Origin of the sequence: Culturomica sp., from assembly GCF_003524185.1 — a bacterium.
Lineage (GTDB): Bacteria > Bacteroidota > Bacteroidia > Bacteroidales > Marinifilaceae > Culturomica > Culturomica massiliensis.
This window is the reverse complement of sequence record NZ_DOED01000039.1, coordinates 43,029-54,123: the sequence shown is the minus strand read 5'-3', so window position 1 is coordinate 54,123 and position 11,095 is coordinate 43,029. Positions and strand designations below refer to the sequence as shown.

Annotated in this window: 8 protein-coding genes; 6 read left to right on the top strand and 2 right to left on the bottom strand. The window is 50.2% G+C overall.

Going from position 1 to position 11,095, the window contains the following annotated elements:
- Nucleotides 1–246: 246 nt before the first annotated feature.
- The 5 genes from DD657_RS13395 (at nucleotide 247) to DD657_RS13375 (ending at nucleotide 8,296) form a co-directional block, all read left to right on the top strand.
- Nucleotides 247–954: a hypothetical protein gene (locus tag DD657_RS13395; protein WP_287050352.1), complete on the top strand. Its 708-nt coding sequence runs from the start codon at nucleotides 247–249 to the stop codon at nucleotides 952–954.
- A gap of 284 nt (nucleotides 955–1,238) precedes the next feature.
- On the top strand, nucleotides 1,239–2,423 hold the full coding sequence (locus DD657_RS13390; RefSeq protein ID WP_021989249.1) for an efflux RND transporter periplasmic adaptor subunit: 1,185 nt from the start codon (nucleotides 1,239–1,241) through the stop codon (nucleotides 2,421–2,423).
- Nucleotides 2,420–5,581: an efflux RND transporter permease subunit gene (locus tag DD657_RS13385; protein ID WP_068691014.1), complete on the top strand. Its 3,162-nt coding sequence runs from the start codon at nucleotides 2,420–2,422 to the stop codon at nucleotides 5,579–5,581. Before DD657_RS13390 ends, DD657_RS13385 begins: the two co-directional genes overlap by 4 nt.
- A gap of 84 nt (nucleotides 5,582–5,665) precedes the next feature.
- Nucleotides 5,666–7,024, top strand: a complete 1,359-nt coding sequence (locus DD657_RS13380) for an efflux transporter outer membrane subunit (protein ID WP_287050348.1) — start codon at nucleotides 5,666–5,668, stop codon at nucleotides 7,022–7,024.
- A gap of 276 nt (nucleotides 7,025–7,300) precedes the next feature.
- On the top strand, nucleotides 7,301–8,296 hold the full coding sequence (locus DD657_RS13375) for an MBL fold metallo-hydrolase (RefSeq protein WP_021989247.1): 996 nt from the start codon (nucleotides 7,301–7,303) through the stop codon (nucleotides 8,294–8,296).
- A 178-nt stretch (nucleotides 8,297–8,474) separates the two neighbouring features.
- On the opposite strand, the gene DD657_RS13370 is transcribed toward DD657_RS13375, so the two are convergent.
- Nucleotides 8,475–9,002 (bottom strand): chromate transporter, encoded by a 528-nt coding sequence (locus DD657_RS13370; protein ID WP_287050344.1) that lies wholly within the window; start codon nucleotides 9,000–9,002, stop codon nucleotides 8,475–8,477.
- Entirely contained in the window at nucleotides 8,999–9,547 is a 549-nt protein-coding gene (locus tag DD657_RS13365) for a chromate transporter (RefSeq protein WP_021989245.1), read from the bottom strand. Before DD657_RS13365 ends, DD657_RS13370 begins: the two co-directional genes overlap by 4 nt.
- A gap of 176 nt (nucleotides 9,548–9,723) precedes the next feature.
- On the opposite strand from DD657_RS13365, the gene DD657_RS13360 reads away from it, so the two are divergent.
- Nucleotides 9,724–11,010 (top strand): peroxiredoxin family protein, encoded by a 1,287-nt coding sequence (locus tag DD657_RS13360; protein WP_287050341.1) that lies wholly within the window; start codon nucleotides 9,724–9,726, stop codon nucleotides 11,008–11,010.
- Nucleotides 11,011–11,095: the final 85 nt, after the last annotated feature.

The window sequence follows — 11,095 nt, the reverse complement described above, 5'->3', positions numbered from 1 at the left end:
ATAAAAACGAACCTTTTAATTGCAGATTTTAAATTGACGATTTGGGACTGAAAGAATTGATAACGAATCAGGTTGTCAGGTAATTTAAAATTTACAATCTAAAATTTACAATTTATATGACCTTTAAAGTTGTTTAGCATTATATGCAGTAGGTTCCGGATATGTGCAAATGGTATTTCCGGCGTATAAAATGAAGTACCGGCATTTGAGAATAAATACGTGCTGAAATAGAAACGTAATATAGTTATGGGAAAAACCATAAAAGGTATGGGGTTGGGTTGGATTCTGGGGGGCATTAGCGTAATCGAATTTGTTTTATGGGATCTGGTGCGCTTGCGCACAGATGTCAATGAAACAACCGAATGGCTTACGCGTGCCGTATCCTTAACTCCGATTGTGGCTGTAATCGGTTTGTTTACGCTTTTGATATATGGGTGGCGGGTTTGGATGTTAGCGAGGGGGCGGCGGATAAGTCCCGAAGAGAAAGCGGTACATATTTACATCGGGATATTGCTGCATATATTTGTATATATCTGGTGGGGTATCGGGGTATTTATTCCTGTGGAATACATATACATAAACACCGAATATTGGTATATACCCCAGGGGCTTATCGTGATAGGATGGGTGTTGCAGAGAATCAGCTTAAAACAGGCCATCCTGTCCGCCAAATCCCAAAGGATGCTCCGGACTGGAGGCGGTAAATTGCAGGGACTCACTTATCTTATAGCCTATCTTTTTGTCATATCATTGGCTTTGTCTTCCGTAATATTTTATATGTTTTCTTCTATCTTTGAGGATGAGGCAGATGTCCAGATTTCAGCTATGATCCGGTCAGCCTGGTTATTGACATTCTTTATAGCTAATATCGTATCTTTCAATCTGGTCATACACAACTGGAAAAATATTTTATCGGTAAGTCGGAGTCCGGCAAAACAGACTTGTCCGTATTGATTTCCGGTAGATATAATTTTGATATTCCCTTGGATAAATTGTAAATTTACGATTCCTTTTTTTGCAGGGAAGGATTGTGAGTATAATCTGAAATCGTCAATCTGCAATTATACAGGTTCTTTTTTTAAGAAAAAATCCACATCTGTGGGGAATTTTTCTACAGTTGCCATTATAACATGAAATAACTAAATATATTTAATCTGCTTGAAATAAGTATATTATCTTCGCAGCTCCATTTTGGCATATTATTTTCAAAAGATAAGGAATTAAACAATAAAAGGTATATGAACAGAAAGTATATGATTGTGGCAGTGGGGATGACTGCCCTTTTGTTAGGAGGATGTAAAAAAGAAAAAGAACCGGAAAAGGTCGTGGTGAAAATGGAGAAAGTGGGGACGGACAATATGGAAATTTATGGGGAATATGTGGGACGTATCCGCGCCAAGCGGTTTGTGGAAGTGCGTGCCCGGGTCGAAGGCTATTTGGAGAATATGCTTTTCGAGGAAGGGAAACGGGTACACCGCGACCAGCCCTTATTTATTATTAACCGTGCCCAGTATAAGGCCCGGGCCGACAAGGCCGATGCCCAACTGAAAAAAGATTTGGCACAGGAAGCGAAAACCGCCAGGGATGTAGAGCGCCTGCGCCCCCTTTATGAGCAGAAGGCAGCCAGCCAGCTGGATTTGGACAATGCCGTTGCCGCTTATGAAAGTGCAAAGGCAAGTGTTGCCATGAGCCGGGCCGATTTGGCTCAGGCAAATCTGGAATTGGGTTATACAACGGTTAAGTCGCCGATTACAGGCTACATCAGCGAGCGTTACGTCGATGTCGGTACCTTGGTCGGACCGGGAGCCAAATCATTGTTGGCAACGGTGGTCGACAGCGATACCGTATTGGTGGATTTCAGCCTTACCGCCCAGGACTATCTCCGTAGCCTGCAACGGAATGTGAAATTGGGCGAGCGGGACACTTCCCGCTCCTGGCAACCGAATATTACGGTAACCCTGGCCGACAATTCCATCTACCCGATCCGGGGATGGGTTGATTTTGCCGAACCCCAGGTCGACCCGAAAACGGGTACGTTCAGCGTACGTGCCGAACTGGGAAATCCCGAGCGGAAATTATTGCCGGGGCAGTTCACAAAAGTGAAATTGCTGCTCGACGTAAGGGAAAATGCGGTTGTGGTGCCTGCCAAAGCCGTTGTGATTGAAAAAGGGGGAGCCTACGTATATGTCGTTCGCCGCGATAGCACAACCGAAAAACGTTTTATCGAAACAGGGCCGGAAGTGGGCAACCGTATCGTTGTAGAACGAGGATTGGGATTGGGCGAGACGATTATCACCGAAGGCTACCATAAGCTGGCTCCGGGTGTATTGGTTATTCAGGAGGAAGCGACGGTGCCCGGTGAGAAAAAAGATTCGGTCGCTGTGGCGGCAGTCGTGAGAAAAGAAGAAGGAGGTAGCCGATGAAGCCTACATTCTTTATCGACCGTCCGATTTTTTCGGCGGTATTATCCATATTGATCGTCATTGTCGGGTTTATCGGTTTGTTTCTGTTGCCGATAGACCAATATCCTCAGATCACCCCTCCGGTGGTGAAAGTATCGGCTTCCTATCCCGGGGCCAGTGCGCTGACCGTTTCACAGGCCGTTGCCACGCCTATCGAACAGGAACTCAACGGTACGCCGGGGATGTTGTATATGGAATCGAGCAGTAATAATTCCGGCGGTCTGACAATAGATATTACGTTCGATATTTCAGCCAACCCCGAATTATCGGCCGTAGAAGTGCAAAACCGGGTGAAACTGGCCGAATCGCGCCTGCCGGCCGAGGTGATCCAAAACGGTATCAAAGTCGAAAAACAATCGGCCAGCCAGTTGATGACCATCGCCCTGAAATCGTCCGACGAACGTTTCGATGAAATCTACCTGAGTAATTTTGCGACAATCAACGTGCTCGACATACTCCGGCGTATTCCGGGAGTGGGACGGGTGTCCAACATAGGCAGCCGCTACTATGGGATGTGTATTTGGGTGATGCCCGACCGTCTGGCGAATTTCGGACTGACGGTGAAAGATTTGCAGAATGCCTTGAAAGACCAAAACCGCGAGTCGGCTGCCGGGGTGCTGGGGCAACAGCCCATCACCGGTTCCGATATCACCATCCCCATTACAACCCAGGGCCGTTTGTCGACGGTGCAGGAGTTCGAGGAAATTGTCGTGCGGGCCAATCCGGACGGTTCGGTGATACGTATGCGCGATGTGGCGCGCGTGTCTCTGGAGGCTTCTTCCTATGCTACGGAAAGCGGTGTGAACGGGGAAAATGCGGCCGTACTCGGAATTTATATGTTGCCCGGGGCAAATGCCATGCAGGTGGCCGATGATGTCAAAGAGGCCATGAAAGGCATCAGCAAGGATTTTCCGGAAGGATTAAGCTACGATATCCCTTTCGACATCACCACCTATATCGCAGAATCCATACACGAGGTATATAAAACTTTATTCGAAGCCCTTGTGCTCGTTATCCTGGTGGTGTTCCTGTCGTTACAAAACTGGCGTGCATCATTGGTGCCCCTGGTAGCGGTTCCGATTTCGCTGATCGGTACGTTCGGGGTGATGCTGGTGCTGGGCTTTTCTCTAAACATGCTGACTTTGCTGGGATTGGTCCTGGCCATCGGTATTGTGGTCGACGATGCGATTGTGGTTGTGGAAGCTGTCGAAAGCTATATGGAAAAAGAGGGACTATCCCCCTATGAAGCCACCAAAAAAGCCATGCACGGACTGACGGGGGCACTGGTAGCCACCTCCCTTGTACTGGCGGCTGTGTTTGTACCGGTAAGTTTTCTCGGGGGCATCACAGGTATGCTCTATCGCCAGTTTGCCGTGACGATCGTAGTGTCGGTACTGATTTCGCTGGTCGTGGCTTTGACATTGAGTCCTGCTATGTGTGCCATCCTGCTGCGGCCTGCCAGAGGTGATAAAAACCGGTTTTTCCGCAAAATCAACGAATGGCTGGCCAAAGGCAATCACAAATACACGGGATTGGTGGAAAAGGCTGCCCGTAATTCGCGCCGTGTACTGGCAGGTTTCGGGATGGTGTTGGTGCTGATCTTTGTCCTGAACCGTGTCGTTCCCGGAAGTTTTATCCCGGAAGAAGACCAGGGTTATTTCAAGGTAGAGCTCGAATTGCCTGAAGGGGCTACCCTCGAGCGCACACGTGCGGTCACCGACCGGGCGATAACCTACCTGCAGGGGCATCCGGCTGTCGACTATGTGTTGAATGTAACCGGTTCCAGTCCGCGTGTCGGGACAAACCAGGCCCGCTCCGAACTGACCGTGATACTCAAGCCCTGGGAAAAACGCAAGGGGGGACGTATGGGGGTAGAAGATGTAATGACCGACGTACGCGAAGAATTCTACCACTATCCCGAGGCAAAGGTATATTTGTCCAAACCGCCTGTAATTCCGGGACTGGGAACGGCAGGAGGATTTGAATTGCAATTGGAAGCCCGTGGCGGCGCTTCGTTCGAACAATTGGTGACGGCTGTCGACACCTTTATGATGTATGCCGGCAAAGAAAAGGCGTTGACGGGGCTTTCTTCCTCCTTACAGGCTGAAATACCCCAACTCTATTTCGATGTCGACCGCGACAAGGCCAAATTCCTGGGCATCCCGATGGCCGATATATTCTCGACCATGAAGGCTTATACGGGATCGGTATATGTCAACGACTTCAATATGTTCAACCGTATCTACCGCGTATATATACAGGCAGAAGCCCCCTACCGGATGCATGCTGACGACATCAACCTCTTTTTCGTGCGTGCGGCTTCGGGCGAAATGGTGCCGCTTACGGCTTTGGGAACGGCCGAATACACCACCGGACCGGGAAGCATGAGGCGTTTCAATATGTTCTCTACGGCTGTCATCCGCGGCAACACGGCCCCCGGATATAGTTCGGGCGAAGCAATGCGTATCCTCGAAGATGTGGCTAAAAAATACCTGCCCGAAGAGATTGGGGTGGAGTGGAGCGGACTCTCTTACCAGGAGAAAAAAGCCGAGGGCCAGATGGGACTCATTATGCTGCTGGTGTTCGTATTCGTATTCCTGTTTCTGGCTGCGTTGTATGAAAGCTGGCTGGTGCCGGTGGCCGTATTGTTGTCACTGCCTGTGGCTGCATTGGGAGCCTATCTGGGAATTTGGGTGTTCGGTTTGGAAAACGATGTTTATTTCCAGATCGGACTCGTAACCCTGATCGGACTGGCGGCTAAAAATGCGATATTGATTGTCGAATTCGCCCAGGTTGAAGTGCAGCGTGGCGTCGATGCCTTGCAGGCTGCCCTGACGGCTGCCAGCTTGCGGTTTCGCCCGATCCTGATGACTTCACTGGCCTTTGTATTGGGGATGTTGCCGTTGGTATTGGCTTCCGGGCCGGGTTCTGCCAGCCGCCATTCCATAGGCACGGGCGTATTCTTCGGGATGTTGGCCGCAATTACGGTCGGGATTGTCATGGTGCCGTTTTTCTTTTACCTCATCAACCGGGCAAAGGAAAAAATGGGGCGTAAAATTCGTCGTCTCGGCCTGAAAGAAAGATGTGAGAACAAAGTAAAAAGTTGGCTTAAAAAATAGCACGGGGAAAGATTCTTGCTCTGTGCCGGGAATGCAATGTTTATCTGATAAAACCGCAGGATATGCGGGAAATAAAGGGGAATTATGATGTATAAATTTATAATGATCGTTTTGTTATCGGGAGTCGCGCTGACTTCCTGCAAAATCGGGAAAGAATATACCCGTCCGGAACTGGGATTGCCGGACCGGATCGAAGCCGGGGTGAAAACCGATTCGGCTTCGGTAAGTGATTTAAAATGGTGGGACTTATACACCGATACAGTCTTACAGGGATTGATCCGGCAGGCGTTGGCTTACAACAAAGACATGCAGATCGCGGTTGCCCGTGTCAGGGAAACCGAAGCCTCCAGGCGGATAGCCAAAGCGGATATTTTTCCGCGGGTCGATGCAAGGGTTGGGGGACAGCGGGATTACGACTATACGCCCGAGAATAATTTTGAAATCAAAGGAATGTTATCCTGGGAAGCCGACTTATGGGGACGTTTACGTTGGGGAAACCAGGCAGCGATAGCGCAATACCTGCAAACCATTGAAGGCCGTCGTGCCCTGCAGATGACCATTATCGCCCAGGTGGCCCAGGCTTATTTCGAATTGAGCGCCTTGGACGAAGAACTCAAAATCGTACGCCGTACTCTGGCAGCCCGTGAGGAAGGGGTACACCTGGCCAAACTGCGCTATGAGGGAGGATTGACCTCCGAAACCTCCTTGCGCCAGGCTCAGGTGGAATTGGCGCGTGCGGCCACCCTGGTGCCCGATTTGGAACGGAAAATCAAACTGAAAGAAAACGATATCTGCCTGCTTACGGGGCAATACCCCGGCACGGTCAGCCGGGGAGAGGGCATCCGTCAGCAGGGATTGCCCCGGTTGCTGCCTGTAGGGGTTCCTTCTGCTTTGCTCGAGCGCCGTCCGGATATCCGTCAGGCCGAATACCGGCTCAAAGCGGCTGTTGCCAAAAGAGGGATGGCTTACACCAATATGTTTCCCAAACTGACCCTGTCGGCCCAGTATGGCTTGGAAAATAACCACTGGGAGAACTTCTTCCAGACGCCTTTCTTTTTCCTGGGCGGACAATTAGCGGCTCCCCTGCTCAATATGGGTAAAAACCGGGCCCAGTACAAAGCGGCTCAGGCGGTGGCCGAGCAGGAAGGCTATGCCTATCAGCAGGTCGTACTCACGGCTTTTAAAGAAGTAAACAATGCGCTGGTATCCAGCCGTAAGATCGAGGAAATCCGGCAGTCGCGTGCCAATCTGGAAGAGGCTGCCCGTTCCTACCTGCAACTGGCCAACCTGCAATACATCAACGGTGTCATCGGCTACATCGACGTGCTCGACGCCCAGCGTGGTTATTTCGATGCCCAGATCGGCCTCAACAATGCCGTCCGCGACGAACTGATCGCCGTTGTCAACCTTTACAAAGCCCTCGGCGGCGGTTGGGAAAACTAAAGCAATTTACGATTGTTGATTGACGATTTACGATTCTCTTTTGGGCAGGGGAAAATTGTAGGTATAACCAACAATCATAAATCATAAATCGTAAATCTACAATCTACAATCATAAATCGTAAATCTACAATTCCCCCCCTGCTGCCAACCGCCCTTGCGCCTGGTTTTTTCCGGCGGGAAAGCTCTTTGTGAGAAATTTAATTTTTTTTATATTGTGATAACTCGGAATACTCCCGTCGGCTGTCTATTTTTGTATCGTTAAATGATTGAACGAAAATGGGGGAACATATATCTTTCCGGAAAAACGAAGGACTGCTTACCGTAAAGCCATATTGGCGGGGAAATCCGGTTGTAAGGGGGCGTTTTGTCAATCGCCAGCACCGGGCTGCAACCGGCATCGGGAACGTCCTCAAATGGCGTTTGTCACTCAATCCCCAGCGCAAGGAGAAGCGCCGCGAAAAATGGGATCCCCGGATGAACTACCTCCACTCCCTCGAAAATATAAAAGGCGATTCGCTGGTGTGGTTGGGGCACAATTCTTTTTTTATGCAGTTCGGCGGCAAGCGGCTCATGTTCGATCCCGTGTTCGGCAACATCCCTTTTGTGCGTCGCCGCAGCAAGTTGCCTGTCGACCCTTCGGTGTTTAAAAATATCGACTACCTGCTTATCAGCCACGATCATTTCGATCATATGGATAAAAAAAGCATTACTCTTCTGTACCGGAACAATCCGGAGATGAAATTATTCTGCGGATTGGGCACCGGCAGCCTGGTAAAAAGCTGGTTCCCGGAAATGGAGGTCATCGAGGCCGGATGGTACCAGCAGATCGAGGACAACGGCTTGAAAATAACCTTCCTGCCATCCCAGCATTGGAGCAAACGCTCTGTACACGATGGCGGGCAGCGCCTTTGGGGGGCTTTTATGTTGCAGGCCAACGGTTTGTCGGTGTATTACAGCGGAGACACCGGCTATTCCAGGCATTTTACGGAGATACCCGAGCTTTTCGGTGCGCCCGATTATGCGCTTTTGGGTATCGGGGCCTACAAACCGCGCTGGTTTATGCAGCCCAACCACATCTCTCCCTACGATTCGCTGACGGCATCGGCCGAAATGAATGCCCGGGTAACGATCCCCATGCACTACGGCACTTTCGACCTGTCGGACGAACCGTTGAGCGATCCGCCCAAAGTGTTTGCCGAAGAAGCCCGCAAACGCAACATCCCCGTTGCTATTCCTGCATTGGGAGAAATTGTTCCGTTGAAAAAAGGATAGGGGTTTTGATGTTGATTTATCATTATTGGTTTGTCCTTATTGGCCGGCAGTCAGAAAAGCGTAGGGTTTGGCAGGTGCAGGGCATTGGAGGTAAAATCCGGCAAACCTTTTCAGGAGTGATTATTCTCTGATCGGCTTCCCCGCTGAAACCGTAAACCAATAACCGCACGCCCTTTTTTTACCAGTACAAAATCACTCCGGCCACTCCGGCCATACAGATCATCAGGATGGGGTGTACCTTGTATCTCCACGTCAGGTAAAAGGTGGCCGCAAAAATCAGGACACTTTTGTAATCGATAAAATTCTCGCCGTTCATCATAATCAGGGCAGCGGCGGCAATCAGCCCTACCGTCATCGGCCGCAGGCCCGTAAAAGCGGCAGCTACGTATTTGTTCTTTTTAAACCTGGCAAAAAAGAATGAAATCAGCAACACCAGCAGGAAAGAGGGGAGGCATACTGCAATCGTGGCGATAACCGATCCCCATACATTGCCTGTCACCGTATAGCCGATGTAAGTGGCGCTGTTGATACCGATGGGGCCGGGTGTCATCTGCGAGATAGCGACCACGTCGGTAAATTCCTGCAACGACAGCCAGTGGTGCTTATCCACCACCTCATACTGGATAAGCGACAGCATGGCATATCCGCCACCGAAGCCGAAAAGGCCGATTTTCAGGTACACACACCACAAATGCCAGTAAATCATCCTTTGTCCTTTCTGATTTTATCCTTGATCCAAAACGTATAGGCCAGTCCTCCGGCAATCCCTGCCAGCACGATATAGGCGGGCGACACCCCGGCCTTCCAGATCAGCACGGCCCCTGCCAGCGGGAAGATGAGTTCCGCCCGTTTCAGTTTTACAGCCTGGGCAGCCGTAATACAGGGCACCAGGATCAGGGCCACCACTGCCGGGCGTATGCCGTTGAAAACCTTCATCACCCATACATTGTCCTGAAAGCGGTTAAAAAACAGGGCAATTGCCAGTATGATAAAAAAAGAGGGCAGTATGGTGCCCAGGGCGCAAACAATGCTCCCTTTCACCCGTTTCAGCTTAAAGCCCACGAATATCGAAATATTCACCGCGAAAATTCCCGGCAGCGACTGGGTTACGGCAAACAGGTCTATAAAATCCTGTTTGTTCAGCCATCCCCGGTTCACCACCTCCCGTTCGATCAGCGGGATCATGGCATATCCTCCGCCGATGGTAAACATCCCGATCTTGACAAATGTTATGAAGAGCCTCCAGTACATGCTGTTTTCTTAAATCCGCCGGTGTATCTGCGGTCGCACCCGATAATGGCGCAAAGATAGGGAAAATGAAGCAAAAGCCCTTGTAAACGGGCGGCTAATTCCTGCCGGATAAAAAAGATGCTTTTAGTTGTTAAAAAATAAAAATACATTTATCTTGCATCTAAAATTCTGATAATATGAAAAATTGCATTATACTGTTTATCTTCGCTTGCCTGGCAGGTTGCACAGGGAGGCAGCAGGCGGATACGGATGTCATCCATCTGACGCTTACAAAATCGCAGGACACGGTTTCGCGTCCGCGTTCGGCCAGCGGATTCCTTTCAGAAGAAAAAAATCCTTTTCCCGGTATTCATCCCGAAACCGTAACACGTATTCCCGGTTGGAAAAATTCGCAATTGTATTATAACGATATCGACTTTCCGCAGCTCCTGTTCCAGGCGTATAAAGCCGGGCGGGTTAGCCAGGAACTCTGTATGGAATATTTCAGGGGATGGGGAAGGGATACCAATTCTTGTTCCCCTGTCGAACGCAAAGGCTATTTCGCCCTGTTGACGGGAGAAGGTGAGGACGGTTTGGAATATGTTGTGGCCGACGGTAATGGGAACTTCGACTTTACCGACGACCGGGTGCAACCCCTCTCCGCTGCCACTTCCCCGGTAAAAGTTGTCTTCGAGCGATTCGACGGCAACCGCCCTGTAACCGATTCGTCCTGGATCCTTCCCAAGCGGCTGTCCGGTGATGAAGCTTTTTTGTACGTACAATACCGGGAAAAAACAGAAACAACCTTCTCTCTGGAGGGGAAAAACTATATTTGCCGGATGATCCCTTCCGGCCTGCAATACGGGGAACAACGCACATCGATCGAATGTGAGTCGTCCGACACCCTGCTTAAATGTGCGCCCAATGAATATCTGAAACTGGGCGATGCCTATTACAAAGCCGACAGCGTCGGCGACGACGGCCGCTACCTTCGTTTGTCCCGCGTAAAGGACACGGCGTCGATGGCCGGCACTCAGGTCGGTTTCCCGCCTATTCCTTTCACCGTTACGGCCACTGATGGGCGCATCCTTCGTTTCCCCGGGGATTTCAAGGGTAAATATGTCTTGCTTGATTTCTGGGCAACCACCTGCGGCCCTTGCCGTGATGAAATCCGGAATGTCTATCCCGCTCTTTACGAGCGCTACAAAGCACAGGGATTTGAAATTCTGGGCATAGCCGCCGACAATGCTGCCGATATTGCCGCTTTCAGCCGCACCGTTCCCCTGCCGTGGCCTGTCGTCGCCGAACGCGACCAGCAGACGAAACCCGGCCGGCTGTACAACATCAACGGCTATCCTTCCCTTTTCCTGATCTCTCCCGGGGGGCGTATTCTCTATAAGGGCGATATCCTCCGGGGCGAAATCCTCAAAATGATTCTGGACAGGATATTTAAACCGGAACAGCCGAAAACCGAACGGCTGTGATAATTTACGATTGCTGATTTACGCTTCCTCTTTTTTGCAGGGAGGGATGGCGGGTATAATCAACAATCGTAAATCATAAATCTAA

Coding starts and splice junctions, on each gene's coding strand:
- DD657_RS13395 (WP_287050352.1), top strand. CDS start 247: ATGGGAAAAACCATAAAAGGTATGGGGTTGGGTTGGATTCTGGGGGGC.
- DD657_RS13390 (WP_021989249.1), top strand. CDS start 1,239: ATGAACAGAAAGTATATGATTGTGGCAGTGGGGATGACTGCCCTTTTG.
- DD657_RS13385 (WP_068691014.1), top strand. CDS start 2,420: ATGAAGCCTACATTCTTTATCGACCGTCCGATTTTTTCGGCGGTATTA.
- DD657_RS13380 (WP_287050348.1), top strand. CDS start 5,666: ATGATGTATAAATTTATAATGATCGTTTTGTTATCGGGAGTCGCGCTG.
- DD657_RS13375 (WP_021989247.1), top strand. CDS start 7,301: ATGGGGGAACATATATCTTTCCGGAAAAACGAAGGACTGCTTACCGTA.
- DD657_RS13370 (WP_287050344.1), bottom strand. CDS start 9,002: ATGATTTACTGGCATTTGTGGTGTGTGTACCTGAAAATCGGCCTTTTC.
- DD657_RS13365 (WP_021989245.1), bottom strand. CDS start 9,547: ATGTACTGGAGGCTCTTCATAACATTTGTCAAGATCGGGATGTTTACC.
- DD657_RS13360 (WP_287050341.1), top strand. CDS start 9,724: ATGAAAAATTGCATTATACTGTTTATCTTCGCTTGCCTGGCAGGTTGC.